The organism is Acidobacteriota bacterium (assembly GCA_016716905.1).
GTDB lineage: Bacteria > Acidobacteriota > Vicinamibacteria > Vicinamibacterales > SCN-69-37 > SYFT01.
Map to the genome: position 1 here is coordinate 1,509,924 of JADJUS010000004.1, position 18,169 is coordinate 1,528,092.

Below are 18,169 nucleotides of genomic sequence, written 5' to 3' on the forward strand. Positions count from 1 at the left end.
GCGCCCGCGTCCTTGCGGGTAGAATTGGGGCACGATGGCGGATCCGGTGAATTTGATAGTCCCCGCGGACGAACGTTTTCGGAATTTGGCGCCCGAAGTGGGTGGCCGGTACGTGGTGGCCGCAGGCGGTTCGGAAAGCGACGCGAGCGCGCTCGTGGGCGCCTTGACCGAGGCCATTGGGGCGCTGACCGCCGGGACGCTCGCGGCCGATGCCGGATTGGAACTGGACTTCCGATCGCCGGGCACCGCCGTGGAAATTACGGTGCGCTGCGGCGAGAAGTCGTCAGTCGTCACGCATCCCCTGCCAGCAGCCAGGGTCTGATGCGCCTTTTTAATACCCTGACTCGAACCGAAGAAGACTTCGTGCCCGCTGATGGCACGACGGTCCGGATGTACACGTGTGGCCTGACGGTGTATGCCCGCGGCCATATCGGGAACTTCCGCACGTTTATCAGCCTGGATGTGTTACGCCGCGCCCTCCGTCATCAGGAGGGTTATGGCATGCGCCACGTCATGAATTTCACCGACGTGGACGACAAGACCATCAACGCCTCGCAGCAGGCCGGCATGTCGCTGCGCGACTACACCGACCTGTACATCAAGGCCTTCCGCGATGATTGCGCGACCCTGGGCCTGGAACCGGTGGAAGAAAATCCGCGCGCGACCGATGAGGCGAACCTGCGCGCGATGGTGGACATGATCGCGCAGCTCAAGACGCGTGGCCACACCTACGAGTCGGACGGATCGACATATTTCCGCATCGCAACCCTGCCCGACTACGGCAAACTCGCGCGGCTCGACCACGAGGGCATCCAGGCCGGCGCCCGGGTGGATACCGATACGTACGACAAGCAGGATGCGCGCGACTTCGTCTTGTGGAAGGCCACTAAAGCGGGCGAGCCCACCTGGGACTACGGTTGTGGTCCGGGACGGCCGGGCTGGCACATCGAGTGCTCCGCGATGGCGTTGCGCCTGCTGGGCGACGGGCCCATCGATATTCACGGCGGCGGTATCGATCTGATTTTTCCGCACCACGAAAACGAGATCGCCCAGGCCGAAGGGGCAACCGGACGGCAGTTCTCGCGGTTCTGGGTGCACGTAGAGTTCCTGAACCTCGACCACGAGAAGATGTCGAAGTCGCTCGGGAACGTCTACAACGTGCAGGACATTCTCGACCGTGGTTTCAAGGCGTCGGCGCTCCGCTACGCCTTGATTTCCGTGCACTATCGCAAACAGCTGACGTTCAGCTTCGAGATTCTGACCCAGGCCGACGCCGCGTTGACGCGCCTCACGGACTTTCTGGCGCGCATCGACCGTGTGACCGGGGGCGACGCGCATCCCGAAATCGCGGCGCGAGTTGCGGCGGCGCGTGATGAGTTCCGCAGCAAGATTGCTTCGGACCTGAATGTGCCCGGCGGCCTCGGGGTGATGTTTGAACTCCTCCGCGAGATGAATGCGGCCATGGACCAGGACGGGGGCCGGGCGCTTGGCGCCGCCGACGCGGCGCTCATTCGCGACGCGTTCGAAGAGTTCGACAAGGTGCTGGGCGTGGTGGCGTTGCGACGCCGCGAAGAAGCCGCGCCCCCCGTGCCCGAAGAGGAAATTCGCGCGCTCATCGACGAGCGCCGCCAGGCCCGGCGCGATCGCCAGTTCGCGAAGGCCGACACCATTCGCGCAGGTCTCGAGGCGCGCGGCGTCATTCTCGAGGATTCTCCCACCGGCACCAGGTGGAAGCGAAAGTAGCTGGCCATGATCACCACACCGAACATCAAGACCGCGCTGCCGGGCCCCAAGGCCGCAGCGATCATCGCGCGCGACGCCAAGCGCGTGTCCACGTCCTACACCCGCGACTATCCGTTTGTGATGGCCCGGGGCGAAGGGGCCGTGGTCGAAGATGTGGATGGCAACGTGTTCCTCGACTGCGCGGCGGGCATCGCGGTGACCAGCACGGGCCACTCCCATCCCGACGTGGTCAAGGCCATCGTGGACCAGGCCCACAAGTATTTGCACATGTCGGGGACCGACTTCTTCTACGAGCCCCAGGTGCAGCTGGCCGAAGAGATGGCGGCCATCGTGCCGATCGATGGGGAGGTCCGTTCGTTCTTCGGCAACTCCGGCACCGAGGCCAATGAAGCGGCCCTCAAGCTGGCGAAGTACCACACGAAGCGGATGAACATCATCGCGTTCCTGGGCTCGTTCCATGGCCGCACGCTGGGGTCGCTGGCGGCCACGTCCAGCAAGTTCATCCAGCGCCGGGGCTTCGGTCCGATGATGCCGGGCGTGTTCCACGCGCCCTACGCCAACTGCTACCGCTGCCCGGTGGGCCTCAAGCCTGAGTCGTGCCAGGCCGAGTGCCTCGGCTTTGTCGAAGAGCAGATCCTGGTGCACCTGGTCTCGCCCGATGAAGTGGCGGGCGTGCTTGTGGAACCGATTCAGGGTGAGGGCGGGTACGTTGTGCCGGCGCCGGTGTTCCACCAACGGCTGCGCGACCTCACCACCAAACACGGGATGATGCTCATCATGGACGAGGTGCAGTCCGGCATGGGCCGCACCGGCCGGATGTTTGCCGCCGAACACTTCGGCGTCAAAGCCGACATCGTCACCATCGCCAAAGGCATTGCATCGGGGTTGCCGCTGAGCGTCACCGCCGCCCGGGCCGATGTCATGAACTGGCCGCCAGGGGCGCACGCGAGCACGTTTGGCGGCAATCCGCTGAGCTGCGTCGCGGCGCTCGAGACCATCAAGGTGCTCCGTGCGGGACTGATCCAGAACGCGGAAACAGTGGGGAACCACCTGCTCGACCGCCTGCTCGCCCTCAAGGACAAATACCCGCTCATCGGCGATGTCCGCGGCAAGGGACTGATGGTCGGCGTGGAGCTGGTGCGCGATCGCCAGACCAAAGAGCGCGCCACCACCGAGCGCGACCGCATAGTGCAAGCCATGTTCAAACGTGGTGTCCTCATCCTCGGCGCCGGCCGCAACGCCCTCCGTTTCGCCCCCCCGCTGGTGATCACCACCGCCCAAATCGACTCGGTCCTGGACGTCTTCGAACAGGCGGTTGGGGAACTGGGGAACTGAGGCCTGTCCGCCGTAGCTCCGGAGGAGCGAAGGTGGAAACTGGGGAACTGGCGCCTTGTAAAAAAGTAAGGGTGGGCTTGCCGGGGACGTAAGAAGTTCCTGGTCGAGAGCAGGGTCCTCGGGAACGCCCGGAACTGCGGGATCACAAGAGTGGTACCCGATTTGCTAGTCATCAGGTCGTGCGACTTCTCTACGGTAACTACGAGGCCGGAAAAACTGGCGAAAACCTCGCGGCTGAGGAACTTCGTCGCCAAGGGTACGTAATTCTTGCGCGCCGCTACCGCACCAGGTTTGGAGAAATTGACATCGTCGCCCAAGACGATGGGACGCTGGTGTTTGTGGAGGTGAAGGCCCGCCGGACCGACCGGTATGGCTCAGCCGCCGAGAGCGTCACCGATTGGAAGCAGCGGCGCATCGCCGCCATGGCGCTTGATTATCTTGGGTGGGTGGGTCGCCTGGAAGACCCGTGCCGGTTCGACGTGGTGGCCATCGACGGCCTCGGCACCGGCGACACCAAGGTCAAGGTCATCAAAGAAGCCTTCCTCGCGCACTGAATTGAGAAAACGACCTCAGAGGTCGTTTTCCAGGAGTGCGCCGGAAACGACCTCTGAGGTCGTCTTCTCAATTCAGTCCCGGAAATTTCCAAACTGAAGTTCAACGCCGAAGTCCTGCGCCCGCAGGATTTGGATGGCGTTCTGCAACTCGTCCTTTGAGGACGAGGTCACGCGCAGTTGGTCGCCTTGGATGGTGACCTGAATCTTCTTCAGCTTCTGTTCCTTCACGAACTTGGTGATGTCGCGGGCTGCATCCGAGCTGATGCCCTGCTGCAGCTCCACCTTGCGCTTGACGAGCGCGCCACCGATGGGCTCAATGTCGCCGGGCTTCAGGTTCTTGGTGGGAACGCCCCGGCGAATCAGGCGGGTCAGCACGATCTCCCAGACCGCCTCCATCTTGAAGTTGTCGTCGGCAACCAGCTCGATCAGGTTCTCTTTGGCCTTCAGCTCGATCGTGGACTTCGACCCTTTGAAGTCGTAGCGCTGGGCGAGTTCCTTCTTCGCCTGGTTGATGGCGTTGTCAACTTCCTGGAGGTCAACCTTTGAGGTGATGTCGAATGATGCCTGGGCAGCCATGGGAGAGATTTTAGCCCATGGGCTTGACGTCCACCTTCTCGCCGCGCACGGTCTTGCCCTTCATGGCTTTGACGACCTTTGTCGCCAGGGCTTCCGAGACCTCCACGGTCGAGAACTGGTCGTTGATGCGGATGGCGCCGAGGTCGCGTGAGGTGATCCCGGCCTCGCCGGTGATTGCGCCCACCAAATCGGCCGGTCGCACCCCATCGTCTTTTCCGACGCTGAAGGCGAGGACGACACGACTGCCGCCGCTATCACCGCGGTCTGCGCGGTCTGCGCGGTCTGCGCGGTCGCGCGGCGGCCGCGGGCGATCGCTTACCGCCTCTGCCGCGTCGTCTGGTGCAGCGCTCGCTTTGGCTGGATAGGACTTGGCGGCGTAGGGCTTGTCGCCGTAAGGCTTATCGCCGTAGGTCTTCGTGCCATACGGCCTGGGCCGGTCCGAAGACGCCGCGCCGTAAGGACGCGACGAAGGGGCGCCGTACGTGCGCGCCGGCCGGGACGGAGGCGGCGGTGGAATCTCGGTGTCGGCGGCCTTGGCCGTCGGCGAATCTGACTCAGCCTGGAACATCGCAAGCGCGGCCGCCGCGATGTCCACCATCTCGAAGTCTTCAGCCAGTGACTGCACGAGTGCGCGCGTCTCGTCGAGGTCGCCGGCCGCAATGCGCGTGACGAGCGCTGCGCGGGTGGTGTCCAGCCGCTTGGCCTTGAGTGCCGCCAGGGTCGGCAGTGTGCCGATCTCGATCTTCTGCTTGATCAGCGTCTCGATGTAGCGGAGCGTGCGTTGTTCGCGCGGGTCCACGAGCGTGATGGCCACACCTTCGCGCCCGATTCGTCCCGTGCGGCCGATGCGGTGGATGTAGACCTCTGGCGCCGTGGGAATGTCGTAGTTGATGACATGCGACACGTGATCGATGTCCAGGCCGCGCGCGGCGACGTCGGTCGCCACCAGCACGTCGGACTTGCCGGTGCGGAACAGTTGCATGACGCGATCGCGCTGTCGCTGATCGAGGCCACCGTGCAGCGCCTGTGCGCCGTAGCCGTGTGACTTGAGCGTGTCGGTCAGTTCGTCCACCTCGATGCGCGTGCGGCAGAACACGATGGCCGACGTCGGATCTTCAAACTCCAGGATGCGGCCCAGCGCAAAGCCCTTCTGCTGGCGCGACACCATGTAGGCTACCTGCCGCACGAGCGGCATCTTGCCCGGGGCGCGCTTTTCGGCCTTGATCGTGATGCGCTCCGGCTTGCGCAGGTGGCGCTCGGCAATCGACGCGATCCGCGGCGCCATCGTGGCCGCAAACAATGCCGTCTGCCGCGTTTCAGGCGTGGACGTCAGGATGGCTTCAAGGTCTTCGGCGAAGCCCATGTCCAGCATCTCGTCGGCTTCGTCGAGCACAAGAATTTCAAGCGACGTCAGGTCGAGCGTCTTGCGTCGAAGGTGATCGAGCGCGCGGCCGGGCGTGGCCACCACGATGTCCACACCGCGACGGAGGGCGCGAATCTGCTGATCCATCGGCGCGCCGCCGTACAAAGGCACCACCGCCAGGGTCGTCTTCTTCGCGTACTTGTGGATGGCCTCAGCCACCTGCATGGCCAATTCGCGGGTCGGCACAAGAATCATGGCGCGCACGGCGCCCTTCTTCTCGGCGGGCGTTTCGATCAGCCGGTGCAGCAGGGGCAGCGCAAACGCCGCCGTCTTGCCTGTGCCGGTGCCGGCCTGGCCGATGATGTCGCGGCCCGACAGCAGGACCGGAATGGCTTCGCGCTGAATCGGGGTGGCTTCTTCGTATCCGAGGGCGGCGACAGCCTTGACGAGTGCGTCAACAAGCCCAAGGGCGGCAAAACCAGAAGGGGAAGGGGTAGAGGTATCGGGATCTTTCTCTTTGCTACTCACCGATCAATTGTACTGCCTGAGGGCTATTCGTGCCTGAGGGCCTGAATGGGGTCCAACCGGGCCGCGCGCCGGGCTGGGTAGCTCCCGGCGACAAGGCTGACGACCAGCGCGAAGGCCATGGCGCCCAGGATCAGCCACCAGGGGAGAGAAAACAGGTCGCCGGCGGTGCCGCCTTGTCGTTCGATGTAGATATTCGCGCCGATGTTGATGAGCCGGCCCACGCCCCAGCCGAGCACGATGCCGGCCACGCCGCCGATGAGGCCAATGGTCGCGGCTTCAACCAGGAAGATGCCGCGCACGTCGCGGTCGCTGCCGCCGATGGCTTTCATGATGCCGATTTCACGCGTGCGCTCGAGAATCGACATGACCATCGTGTTGACGATACCGAGCGACGAGACAGCCAGCGCGATGGACCCGACGAGTGCGAGCAGGATGTCGAGCAGCAGGAACGCGCGTTTGGCGCCTTGCAGCGCATCGTTCAGCGAGAACGCCGTGAATCCCATCGCCTTGATCTGATCCTGCACATCCTGGGTGTTCGCCGCGGAGTTCACGCGTACCGTGACACCGGTGTAGCGACGTGTCTGGGGCGCCGCGCCCTGGAGGAAGGCTTGCGGGTTCGCGATGGCGCGGGCATTAATCGCCTTGGCCTGCTCGAGGGGGATCATGACGGCGGACAGGCCCAGGTTGGCGCCCGGCGCGGGATCGCGCTCAACGATGCCGACGATGGTGAACGGCAGGCTGACGCGTGTGACCTGGACACCGGCCACAAACTCCGGTGTGCCTCCGGCATTGGGTGCGCTGTCGGCGTACGACAACTCGAGTGTCTGGCCCACCAGTGACGCCGGGGCATCAGCATTCAGTTGCTGGGCCATTTCAAGGGTGAGCATCACGGACGCGCCTGTGGCGTCAGGGAAAAACGTTCCGTGGGTGATCGACTGGAACGCGCCTTCACCACGTGACGATTCCGGAATGCCCGCGGCCAGCGCCGCGTTTGTGCGTCCGTCGTACTTGTAGGACATCGGGATGCGCAGCGTGGGGTAGGCGTCGCGCACATGGGAGAGCGCGGCGAACCGCGCAACCGCCGCGTCGTCGAGTGGAGCGGCGGGTGTTGTGGGGGTCGTGCTGCCCTGGCCACCTTGTCCGCCACGGCCGGCGGCGCGTCCGCGACCCATCCCGCCCAAGCCAGGTATGTTCGCGCGGCCCGAGGTCACCGTAATGCTGTCGAACACGCCGGACTGGGTGAGCCGGCCGACCACCTGCTCCTGTAACCCCACGCCGAGTGAGACCATGCCAGCGAGTGACGCGATCCCAATCGCCACGCCAAGCGTGGTGAGGCTCGTGCGCAGCCGTGACTGACGCAGGTTCCTGAATGCGAGCAAGAGGGTGTCGGTGAACGTCATGCCCGCTCCAATTCGGCAGCGGTATCAGAGATCACGTGCCCGTCCAGAAGCGTGACTGTGCGGCGTGCGTAGGTCGATGCGAGCGCGGCGTCGTGGGTGACGAGGATGATGGTTTTGCCGTCGCGCTCGTTCAACGTTCGGATCAAATCCATGATTTCACGTGAGGTGCGGCTGTCGAGGTTGCCCGTCGGTTCGTCGGCGAGCAGAAGCGGTGGCTGGTTGGCCAACGCGCGCGCAACAGCGACCCGTTGTTGTTCGCCGCCTGAGAGTTCCTTCGGCCGGTGGCGTTGACGCCCTCCAAGTCCCATCGCTTCGAGCAACGCCGACGCGCGCTGATCGCGTTCGGCTCGAGGCACGCCGGCGAACATCAGCGACAGCGCGATGTTCTCCACGGCGGTCATGGACGGCACCAGGTTGAACGACTGGAAGATCATGCCGACGGTGTTGCGCCGATGCAGGCTGAGTTCGTCGCGGGTCATGCGCGCCAGATCGCGGCCTCGCACCTCAAGGGATCCGGCACTGGGCTGGTCGAGTCCGCCGATGAGATTCAGCAGGGTGGACTTGCCCGATCCCGATGTGCCGACCAGCGCCACGAATTCGCCTTCGGCGACGTCCAGCGTCAGGTCATCGAGAGCCTTCACGATGGTGCCGCCCATCGGGTAGTGGCGGCAGAGGTGTCGCGTGTGGAGCATGACCGCCGAATGTACACCAGCCGTCCGCGCTTCACGAAAAGTGGGACAATTGGACCTGAGAGGGTCTTGCACATGCCTGACTATCTGACTGAACGTTTTCGTGCCCTCCACCGCCTGATTGGCAACACGCCCCTTCTGGCCATTGACCTCATCTACAAGGGCGAGCCTCGGGTCATCTACGCGAAGTACGAGTCGCTCAATCTCACCGGCAGCATCAAGGACCGGATGGCGTTGCACATCCTCGAACACGCCTATCGCCTCGGCACGATTCAGCCTGGTGACCTGATCGCCGAGGCCACCAGCGGCAACACGGGCATTTCCTTCGCTGCCGTGGGGCGCTCGCTCGGCCATCCCGTCACCATCTTCATGCCCGACTGGATGAGCACCGAGCGCATGTCGCTGATTGCGTCATTTGGCGCGTCGATTGTGCCGGTCAGCAAGGCCGATGGCGGATTTCTGGGCAGCATCAGCCGCAGCGAGGCGCTGGCGGCATCCACGCCGCGCGTGTTCCTGCCGTGCCAGTTTTCAAACGCCGCAAACGTCCAGGCGCACTTCGAGACAACCGGGCCCGAGATCTGGTCGCAGCTGGCACAGGTGGGCCTCATGCCAGACGCGTTCATCGCGGGTGTCGGCACGGGCGGCACCGTGATGGGAGTGGGCCGGTACCTGCGGCGCCGCAACCCGTCGGTGCGCATTCATCCCCTCGAACCCGCCGAGTCGCCGACGATGTCCACGGGTCATAAAGTCGGGCATCATCGCATTCAGGGCGTCTCCGACGAGTTCATCCCCGCCATCGTCAAGCTCGACGAACTTGATGAAATTGTGGCGGTGCCCGATGGCGACTCGATCCTGATGGCACAGCGGCTGGCGCAGCACGGACTGGCGGTGGGCATCTCGTCGGGGGCAAATCTGCTGGGCGCGCTCAAGGTGCAGGACTCGCTGGGAGCGCAGGCCGTGGTGGCAACCGTGTTTGCCGACAGCAACAAGAAATACCTGAGCACGGACCTGCTGCGCCCTGAACCTGTTCGGAATGACTACATGTCGCCGCAGGTGGAAGTGGTCGGTTTCCGGGCATGTCAACGGGTATGCGCCCTTTGCATTGATCAGCCAGTTGCCATGTAATTGGTTTGGGAGACCTTTCATGACTGCATGTATCCGCCGGTTCGTCGTGGGCATCGCCTCGGCTGTCGTTCTCGCCGCCGCGATTTCGTCCACGCCACACACAGCCCTGTTCGCACAGGCGGGAGCGCCGCCCCTGACGCAGGCGCTGCCGGTGGACCCGGACGTCACCACCGGGCAATTTGAGAACGGCCTGAAGTACATGATTCGCAAAAACGCGCTGCCCGCCGGGCGCGCGGAGTTGCGGCTGGTGGTCAATGTCGGGTCGCTGGTTGAAGACAACGATCAGGTGGGCCTGGCGCACTTCGTCGAGCACATGGCATTTAACGGGACGAAGAACTTCCCGAAGCTTGAAACGGTGGCGTTCCTCGAGTCCATCGGCATGCGATTCGGTCCGAGCATCAACGCGTCCACGAGCTTCGACGAAACGATCTACATGCTGCAGGTGCCGACCGACAAACCAGAGGTCCTCAGCCGATCCATGTTGATCCTGGAGGACTGGGCCCGGAACGTCAGTTTTGATCCGGCCGAAATCGACAAGGAGCGCGGCGTCATCATCGAAGAGTGGCGCCTGCGCCGCGGCGCCGGTGCGCGGATGCAGGACCAGCAGTTTCCCACCCTGCTGAAGGGCTCGCGATATGCGGAGCGCCTGCCGATTGGCACCGTGGAGAACCTGCAGACGTTTAAACACGAGAGCCTGACGCGGTTCTACAAAGACTGGTACCGGCCCGACCTGATGACGGTGATTGCGGTCGGCGATTTCGACGTGGCGGCGATGCAGAAGCTCATCACCACACACTTTGGCGCAATGCCGAAGGCGACGAATCCGCGTCCGCTGCCCACCTATGCGGTGCCGCCGCAACCAGGCACGCTGTATGCCATCGCGAGCGACGCCGAAGCGCCGATGACCACCGTGAGTGTCTACGGCAAGATGGCCCTGCGCGATCAGTCCACCGTGGGCTCGTACCGCCGTCAGATTGTGGAAGGCATGTTCGCCGGGATGCTGAACGCCCGGTTTGGTGAGATGTCGCAGAAGCCCGATGCGCCGTTCATGGCGGCGGGTGCGGCGCGCGGGTTGTTCGTCAAGAGCGCCGAAGCCTCCATGCTCAACGCCATGGTGAAGGAAGGCGGCATTGAGAAGGGCTTGACCGCGCTCTACGCCGAGGCCGAGCGCGTGGTGAAGTTCGGGTTCACCCAGTCCGAGTTCGATCGGCAGAAGACCAACTTCCTGCGTGGCCTTGAGCAGGCGCTGGCCGAAAAAGACAAACGGCCGTCGGGGCAGTTGGCCGCTGAATACATTCGCGCGGTGACACAGGGTGAGCCGATTCCTGGACTCGCGTTTGAGGTCGATCTCACCAGGAAGATGGTGCCGACGATCACGCTTGCTGAGGTGAACGGCCTGGCGGCGGAGTGGGTGCCTGAGGGGAATCGGGTGGTGCTGGTGAGCGCGCCCAAGAAGGAAGGCGTGCCACTGCCGACAGAAAGTCAGCTGGCGGCGGCGATTGCAGCCGGTGCGTCCGCGCCTCTGACCGCCTACGTGGACACCGTGACCGCCACCACGCTCATGACGACCACGCCCACGCCCGGCCGGGTCACCAAAGAGACGCCCCGCGGATTCGGCGTGACCGAGTGGGACCTGTCCAACGGCATCAAGGTGGTGCTCAAGCCGACCGACTTCAAGGAAGACGAGATCCTGTTTCGCGCCTTCAGTGCCGGCGGCAGCTCGCTGGCGAGTGATGCGGACTTTCTCTCCGCCGGCAACGCGTCAACTCTGGTGGGCATCGGCGGCCTGGGCAAGTTGAGCAACATCGAACTGGGCAAGGCCATGGCCGGAAAAGTCGCCTCGGCGTCAGCCTCGATCGCGGAGCTTGAAGAGGGCCTGTCCGGCCGCGCGGCGAAGAAGGACCTGGAGACGATGTTCCAGTTGGCCTGGCTGCGGGTGATGGAGCCGCGCGCGGACCCGGTGGTGTTCGGCGTCATGATGAGCCAGATGAAGTCGATGCTCGCGAACCAGCAGGCGTCGCCCGAGTTTGCCTTCGCCGAGATGGTCAACAAGACCATGACGCAGGATCATCCACGGTCGCGGACGCTCACCCCCGAGCAGGCCGCCACGATCAACCTCGACACGGCGATGGCGTTCTACAAAGATCGGTTCGCCGACATGGGTGACTTCACGTTTGTGTTTGTCGGCAGCCTTGATCTGGCCGTCATGCGTCCATTGGTGGAGCGCTACATTGCCAGCCTGCCCTCAACCGGCCGCAAGGAGACCTGGAAGGACATCGGCGAGCGCACACCCGAGGGTGTGGTCGAGCGCGAGGTCAAGAAGGGCATCGAACCCAAGAGCCAGACGGCCGTCATCTTCAACGGACCATTTCAGTACAACCAGGAGCAGCGCGTCGCCATCCGCGCGATGGCCGACATCCTGCAGACCCGGCTGCGCGAGACGTTGCGGGAAGAACTCGGCGGCACCTACAGCGTTGGAGTAGGCGCCAGCTACGAGGATCGGCCGCAGGAACAGTACCAGGTGTCGATCAGTTTCGGCAGCGACCCGAGCCGCACCGAATCTCTGGGCAAGCGCGTGTTTGCGGAAATCCAGGCGTTTGTCGCCGGCGGACCCACTGAGAAGCAGGTGAGCGACGTGAAGGCCGCGATGCTGCGCGATTTCGAGACCAACATCAAGCAGAACGCGTATGTGCTGTCCCAGACGGCGTTTAAGTACCAGCATGGCGAGGCGCCCGAGACGCTGCTCGACATTCCCTCGTATTACGAGAAGCTCACCGTGGCCAGTATTCAGGCCGCCGCCCGCACCTATCTCAACATGTCGCGCTACGTGAAAGTGGTGCTGCTGCCGGAGAGATGATGTTGGAAACGACCTCAGAGGTCGTTTTCGTGGGTGCTAGCGTGAAAACGACCTCTGAGGTCGTTTCCCGTTCCGTGTCACGACAGCAACAAATCCAGATCGTCTGTGCTGAGGCCGCGCAGGCCGACCGGGTTGGCTGAGAGCACGGCCTCGGCAAGCGCGCGCTTGGTCTGCTGCAGCGCCAGGACCTTTTCCTCCACCGTGTCTTCCGCGATCAGGCGGTAGGCGAAGACTTCCTTCGTCTGGCCGATACGGTGTGTGCGGTCGATGGCCTGTGCTTCCACGGCGGGGTTCCACCAGGGATCGAGCAGGAACACATAGTCGGCTGCGGTCAGGTTGAGGCCGACGCCGCCGGCCTTCAGACTCACCAGGAACACCTGGCACGACGAATCTTCCTGAAACCGCGTGACGGGCGTGGCGCGGTCACGCGTCTTGCCATCGAGATACTCGTAGGTGATCTTCGCCTGGTCCAGCATCGGCCGTACGAGCGCCAGGAGGCTGGTGAACTGCGAGAACACCAGCGCTTTGTGGCCCTCATCCACCACCTCGCGCAGGTTCTCGAGGAGCAGGTCGAGCTTCGAGGACGGGTCGGACTGCCGTGCCGGAGAGACGAGCCCTGGGTGACACGCCGCCTGGCGCAGGCGCAACAGCGCCTCCAGAATCTGCAGCCCCGATTGCCCGAGACCGACTTTCGAGACGCGCGAGAGCAGGGAGTCGCGATAGTGCCGGCGCAGCGCGTCATAAAACCCGCGCTCGCGTGGCGTCAGCACACACGTCAGCGTCTGCTCGGTGCGCGCTGGCAACTCGGTCGCGACCTGCGCCTTGGTCCTGCGCAGCAGGAACGGTTTCAGGCCGCGCGCGATCAGAGCAACGGTGTCGGCATCGGGCTGCGACGCGGACGTGGCGCGCTGGAACATCGATGACCGCCCGAGCAGCCCGGGGTTGAGGAACTCGAACAGGCTCCACAACTCGCCGAGGTGGTTCTCAATGGGTGTGCCCGACAGCGCGAGTCGATGCCGGCTCTTGAGCAGCCGCACGGCCTTGGACGCCACGGTCGCGGCGTTCTTGATCATCTGCGCTTCGTCGAGAATCACGTATTCGAACTCGACGTCTTTGAGCCGCTCGATATCGCGCCTGACGGTGCCGTAGGTGACAAGCACCAGGTCGTAATCCCCAATGTGTCCCTCGACCAGGCGACGGTCGCTGGCGGAGTAGTCGAGCACCCGCAGTGTTGGCGTGAACGTGGCGGCCTCGTTCATCCAGTTGTGGATGACGGATCGCGGCACGACGACCAGCGATGGTCGAGGGCCGCGGGATTCTTCCGGAGCATTTGCCCGGGCGTCGGAGACCCGCGCCAGTTCCGCGAGCACGGTGACCGTCTTGCCCAGACCCATGTCGTCCGCAAGGCAGCCGCCGAACCTGAAGTGACGCAGGAACTGGATCCAGCCGAGGGCTTCCCGCTGGTAACTGCGCAGTGTGCCCGTGAAGATCGCCGGCGGGTCCAGCGCTTCTGCGCGGTCAAATGTCGCCAGCCGCTCCCGCATCTGCGCGAACGCGTCGTCTACCTGGACGTCCGCATAGGCGGCCTGCGCGGCGAGCATGGCGTCGAGCAGCGCGGCCTGCGACGGCTGATACCTGATCGAGCCGTCGTCATTTTCGATGCCCGCCGCGGCGAGAGGCGCATACCGCCTGAGCCATTCGTCGGGCAGCATGCCGACCGACCCGTCGCCGAGCGTGATGGTCTTTTCCCCGCGGCGCAGCGCCGCCAGCAACTCCACGAGTGAGGCCGACGCGTTGCCGAACGGGACTACCGCCGTGAGGTCGAACCAGTCCACACCCGAAGTCACCGTGAGGCGTGCGGGGCCTGCCGCTTTATAGGGCACTCCGCCGGCTTCAACGCGCCAGCCTTCCTGAATCAACGTGCGGACGAACGCGCCCAGGTCTTTCGCCGGCACACGCCACGCGCCGGGATCGTTGAGCGTTGCGCGCACTGCATCGAGGCTCAGCAGTTGTTCGAACGCCTCCTGCTCAGCTTCCGGATCGCGATGGATGATTCGCTGGCGGTCCGTGTCGAAGAACGTCTCGGCCGGCGCCGCCGGCACGTGGGTGCCGTCATAGTCGAATGACAGCGTGGCTTCGACGTGCGAATCGGCTGGCGCCGGGCCGGCTCCAGCCGGTGCGCCGACCGGCGGCTCCACCGGCATGAGATGCAACCGGGCGGACGGCGCCACACGAAGCGGTGCAAGAATCAGCGACTCGGGCAGCGTGGCCGGATCCACGCCCAGCCGGTTGAGCATCTGCGCGAGACGCGCGGTGTCTGCGGCCGGCACCAGGACGTGGCCCTGTGCGCGGAGCAACGACAGCACGCCGAACGATGGACCTGGATCAAACGCCGCCACGCGTTCGTGCGTGAAGAGCAGGCCCACTTCCAGCAGCAGCACCGGGTCGGTGACCTTCAGCCGGTCTTCGCGCCGGGTCAACACGCCCGACACCCAATGGCCTTCAGGGTCGTCCTCTGGAAGTGCCTCCACCGTAAACCGCCACACCGGTCCGTCGTCCCACTGCAACGGCCGGATGGACGTGGACTCGGGGCCGTCGCGCAGGATCAGGCGCCCGGCCCGTGCCGCGAGCGGCACCCACTCGAGTGCGAGGGCGCCGGGCAGGATGAAGCGCAGGCCGCTGTCGGGTCGCGGTTGATCAGCCTGGTCGGATTCACGCGCCGTGGCGCCGAGGAGCGACGCGAGCAACCGGCGGTCTGTGGGAGCCGCGGCCAGCGCCTCGTGAGGGCCGGCGGCCGCCGCTGTGGGGCGATCCCACGTGCCGTCAGCGCGCCGCGTACGGGCCAGCAGGCGCACCACCAGGGCACCTTCCTCGCGGGTGGCCGTGCGGTCCACGGCAAACAGATATTCGACGCGGTGGCCCGCCCCCGGCGGCATGGCATCTTCCGCATCCCGCCGAAGTTGGCGGTCCATTTCGGTCAAAAATTCATCAATCGTCACAAATAAGCCCGGCAAAGACGGCAATCGTCCATCATGTGCGATCGAGCGCGATCTGTCGAGCTTTGATATCGTTAGAGGCTTACAGGAGGCCCTATGTCAGTTCGCTTGGGAGACGTTGCACCAGATTTCACCGCAGACACCACGCAAGGCACCGTCAATTTCCACGAATGGAAAGGCAACGGCTGGGCGATCCTGTTTTCGCACCCCAAGGACTTCACGCCCGTGTGCACCACTGAACTTGGCGCCGCGGCCGCGCTCAAGGGCGAGTTCGAGAAACGCAACTGCAAGATGATTGGCCTGAGTGTGGACGGGGTCGAATCCCACCATCGCTGGGAAGGCGACATCAAGGATGTGACCGGCCATCAGGTCAACTTCCCGATGATTGGCGACCCCGAAAAGAAGGTGGCCGATCTCTACGACATGATCCACCCCAACGCCAACGACACGCAGACCGTACGGTCGGTGTTTATCATTGGGCCCGACAACAAGGTCAAGCTCACGTTGACCTATCCCGCATCCACCGGCCGGAATTTCATGGAGTTGCTGCGCGTGCTCGACTCGCTGCAACTCACGGCCAAATACTCCGTCTCCACCCCTGCTGACTGGAAGCCGGGCGAAGACGTCATCATCGTGCCGGCCGTCTCCGACGCCGACGCCAAAACCAAGTTTCCGAAAGGCTTCGAAACCAAGAAGCCCTACTTGCGGGTCACCCCGCAACCGGACAGATAACCGAGGAAGATGTCCACGACCGATCGACTCCGTATTGCCGTATTTATCGACTTTGACAACATCGAAATTGGTGTGAAGAACACCCTCGGGGCCGCGTTTGACGCCGGCCTCGTGCTCGAAGCGCTCAAGGAGCGCGGCGAGGTCGTCTCCAAAATGGCCTACAGCGACTGGCAACGCGCCGGTGGCTACAGCCGTGCGCTCACGCAGCACGCCATCCGCATGGTGCAGCGCAACCTGACGCCGGGCGGCGACAAGAACGGGGCCGACATCAACCTCGCCCTCGACGCGCTGGAGATGGCCTTCACCCATCCCCACATCAACGCCTTCGTCATCGTCGGCGGCGACAGCGACTTCATCAGCCTGGTGGAGAAGCTCAAGCAGTACGACAAGAAGGTGTTTGTCGTGGGCGGACAGCAGTTCACGAGCATCATCATGCAGCGCAACTGCCATGAGTTCATCGCCTATGAGAACCTCATTGGCGGCGGCCGCCGGCAGGCGGGGCCGCGTGCCGCGAGGAGCGAGCGCGCAGAACTGGGTGACGTGATCCCGCTTGTGAAACGCGCGATGAAGGTGCTGATCGAACGCGACGTGGACCCGCAACTGGGTCTGCTCAAGAGCACGCTGTTGCAGCTGGACTCAACCTTCTCAGAGCGGAACTACGGCGCAGGTTCGTTCCGCGACTTTGCGCAGAAGCTTGAGAAGGCGGGCGTGTTGCGTGTGCATCAGGCCAAGGGCGGCTGGCTCGTGGCGCCGGCCGAGGGCGTGAACCTGTCAGAGGTCACCGCCGCGGGAGAGGCAGAGGCCCCAGCGGGTGCGGCTGCATCGGCGCAGGCGACTGACCGACCAGAGCAGCAGGGCCGGCACGACCGCCGCGACAGGCACGACCGCGGGCAGCAGCCTCAGCAGCAGACACAGGCGTCGCAGCCGTCTTCACAGACGGGCGCGGAGCCGACAGGCCCTGTGCAGGTGCTTGGCACACCCGCCGAGGGCGTCAGCGAGATGTATCGGATTATCACGACCTCCGACGTGCGCAAGTGGCCGCTGTATCTGCGCACAGTGAAGCAGGTGCTGCGGGCGCAGACGCCGCCGTTCGACGAACGTGCCTATGGATTCGGGTCCCTCGTCGATCTGCTGCGCGCATCGCACAAGGAAGGCGCGTTCCGCGTGGAGCGCGACCGCCAAGGTGTGATTCGCGTGTTCCAGAGCGGCAGCGCGGGACTGCCGTCGGCCCAGACGCCCGACGTGAGCGCCGCAGCCGAGTCGGACGAGCCGTCAGCGATGGTGGCTGCCGAGGTGGAAGTGCCTGTAGTGGAAGTGGTGGACGCGACGCCGGCTGTCGAGTCCGAAGCGGCCGCCGAAGCCGCGCCCGCAAAGAAAAAGCGCGCGACCGCCAAGCCGAGGGCTTCCGCGGCTGCGAAAAAGCCGGCGCGGAAAAAGAAGCAGTCCTGAGTCCAAGGTCCAGTGTCCAGAGTCCGGCAGACTCGGAACGCTGGACCCTGGACTCTGGACCCAGGACGATTTGTTACTTCTTCACGAAGTTGGAGACGATGACCTCGACGTTGTGTGCGGCGCGGATGCCGTAGACGCCGTTGAGTGACTTGAGCTTGCCGGCCCCGACGAGCTCGGCCGTGTCATAGCCGCCGACCACCGCGCCGTTGATCGAGCACTCGGCGCGACCGCCCTTGACCGACCACGCCACTTCCTGCGTGACGGACTGGCCCTTCTCGGCCTTCTTCACCGATTCAGCCGGTGCGCCGCGGCGCCCGTTCATCTGGAACGTCACGGCCTTGCCGTCAACGCTGCCGCCGAATCCGCGAATGATGACCGTGCCCGAACCATAGGGCGCGCAATACAGCAAGCTCGCGTCCGCCGTTCCGAGGTCGTTGCCGCCAATGAACACGCCGTACGGGTGCGGGTGGTCATTGAGGTTCATGTACTGAGGCTCGGTGAACGTGGCCGAGACCGTGTAGTCGCCCGAGGCCGTGTTGGCCGGGTTCCAGTAGCTGATGGCCGGCCCGGTCGTGATGGTGAACTTGCCCGCGGCCAGCACCAGCTTTGCGTCTTCAACCTTGCCCGCGCCGTCGGCCTTGCCGGCCCAACCTGCCGCCATGATGCCGCCACCGACGACCTTGCGGTCCGCGTCCTGCGCAGCCGCGGCCGCCTGCTGCGCCTGCATACCGCTTGTCACTGCCAGGGTCACGGCCAACGCCGCCACCGATACATACACTGCTCGCATGTCGAAACTCCTTGGGAAAAACTGGGAACAGTCAT

At 64.4% G+C, this 18,169-nt stretch carries 14 protein-coding genes; 8 read left to right on the plus strand and 6 right to left on the minus strand.

Going from position 1 to position 18,169, the window contains the following annotated elements; genetic code table 11:
• Positions 1 to 34: 34 nt before the first annotated feature.
• The 4 genes from IPL75_10725 (at position 35) to IPL75_10740 (ending at position 3,632) form a co-directional block, all read left to right on the plus strand.
• Positions 35 to 322: a hypothetical protein gene (locus IPL75_10725; GenBank protein ID MBK9240716.1), complete on the plus strand. Its 288-nt coding sequence runs from the start codon at positions 35 to 37 to the stop codon at positions 320 to 322.
• Positions 322 to 1,743: a cysteine--tRNA ligase gene (locus IPL75_10730; protein ID MBK9240717.1), complete on the plus strand. Its 1,422-nt coding sequence runs from the start codon at positions 322 to 324 to the stop codon at positions 1,741 to 1,743. Before IPL75_10725 ends, IPL75_10730 begins: the two co-directional genes overlap by 1 nt.
• A 6-nt stretch (positions 1,744 to 1,749) precedes the next feature.
• Complete coding sequence (locus IPL75_10735) at positions 1,750 to 3,078, plus strand: acetyl ornithine aminotransferase family protein (GenBank protein ID MBK9240718.1); 1,329 nt, start codon at positions 1,750 to 1,752, stop codon at positions 3,076 to 3,078.
• 179 nt (positions 3,079 to 3,257) lie between these two features.
• Positions 3,258 to 3,632, plus strand: coding sequence for a YraN family protein (locus IPL75_10740; protein ID MBK9240719.1), 375 nt, complete (start codon positions 3,258 to 3,260; stop codon positions 3,630 to 3,632).
• 72 nt (positions 3,633 to 3,704) lie between these two features.
• Here the strand turns inward: IPL75_10740 and IPL75_10745 are convergent, their stop codons facing one another.
• The 4 genes from IPL75_10745 to IPL75_10760 are packed head-to-tail and all read right to left on the minus strand — an operon-like array spanning position 3,705 to position 8,191.
• The gene (locus tag IPL75_10745; GenBank protein ID MBK9240720.1) at positions 3,705 to 4,208 is read right to left on the minus strand and encodes a YajQ family cyclic di-GMP-binding protein; all 504 of its coding nucleotides are present in this window, start codon (positions 4,206 to 4,208) and stop codon (positions 3,705 to 3,707) included.
• A 10-nt stretch (positions 4,209 to 4,218) separates the two neighbouring features.
• On the minus strand, positions 4,219 to 6,099 hold the full coding sequence (locus IPL75_10750; protein ID MBK9240721.1) for a DEAD/DEAH box helicase: 1,881 nt from the start codon (positions 6,097 to 6,099) through the stop codon (positions 4,219 to 4,221).
• A 23-nt stretch (positions 6,100 to 6,122) separates the two neighbouring features.
• Positions 6,123 to 7,499 carry an ABC transporter permease gene (locus IPL75_10755; protein ID MBK9240722.1) on the minus strand — a complete coding sequence of 459 codons (1,377 nt, stop codon included), beginning with the start codon at positions 7,497 to 7,499 and terminating at the stop codon, positions 6,123 to 6,125.
• Positions 7,496 to 8,191, minus strand: a complete 696-nt coding sequence (locus IPL75_10760; protein MBK9240723.1) for an ABC transporter ATP-binding protein — start codon at positions 8,189 to 8,191, stop codon at positions 7,496 to 7,498. Before IPL75_10760 ends, IPL75_10755 begins: the two co-directional genes overlap by 4 nt.
• A gap of 72 nt (positions 8,192 to 8,263) precedes the next feature.
• Between IPL75_10760 and IPL75_10765 the strand changes: the two genes are divergently transcribed.
• Together IPL75_10765 and IPL75_10770 are read left to right on the plus strand one after the other, a co-directional pair.
• Positions 8,264 to 9,313 (plus strand): PLP-dependent cysteine synthase family protein, encoded by a 1,050-nt coding sequence (locus tag IPL75_10765; GenBank protein ID MBK9240724.1) that lies wholly within the window; start codon positions 8,264 to 8,266, stop codon positions 9,311 to 9,313.
• Positions 9,314 to 9,332: 19 nt separating this feature from the next.
• Positions 9,333 to 12,170, plus strand: a complete 2,838-nt coding sequence (locus tag IPL75_10770; GenBank protein MBK9240725.1) for an insulinase family protein — start codon at positions 9,333 to 9,335, stop codon at positions 12,168 to 12,170.
• 77 nt (positions 12,171 to 12,247) lie between these two features.
• Here IPL75_10770 and IPL75_10775 read toward each other — a convergent pair whose 3' ends face one another.
• Positions 12,248 to 15,142, minus strand: a complete 2,895-nt coding sequence (locus tag IPL75_10775) for a DEAD/DEAH box helicase (GenBank protein MBK9240726.1) — start codon at positions 15,140 to 15,142, stop codon at positions 12,248 to 12,250.
• Between the two features lie 120 nt (positions 15,143 to 15,262).
• On the opposite strand from IPL75_10775, the gene IPL75_10780 reads away from it, so the two are divergent.
• Together IPL75_10780 and IPL75_10785 are read left to right on the plus strand one after the other, a co-directional pair.
• Positions 15,263 to 15,898 (plus strand): peroxiredoxin, encoded by a 636-nt coding sequence (locus IPL75_10780; protein MBK9240727.1) that lies wholly within the window; start codon positions 15,263 to 15,265, stop codon positions 15,896 to 15,898.
• A gap of 9 nt (positions 15,899 to 15,907) precedes the next feature.
• Entirely contained in the window at positions 15,908 to 17,347 is a 1,440-nt protein-coding gene (locus tag IPL75_10785; GenBank protein MBK9240728.1) for an NYN domain-containing protein, read from the plus strand.
• A 73-nt stretch (positions 17,348 to 17,420) separates the two neighbouring features.
• Here IPL75_10785 and IPL75_10790 read toward each other — a convergent pair whose 3' ends face one another.
• Positions 17,421 to 18,134 (minus strand): hypothetical protein, encoded by a 714-nt coding sequence (locus IPL75_10790; GenBank protein ID MBK9240729.1) that lies wholly within the window; start codon positions 18,132 to 18,134, stop codon positions 17,421 to 17,423.
• Between the last annotated feature and the right edge of the window lie 35 nt (positions 18,135 to 18,169).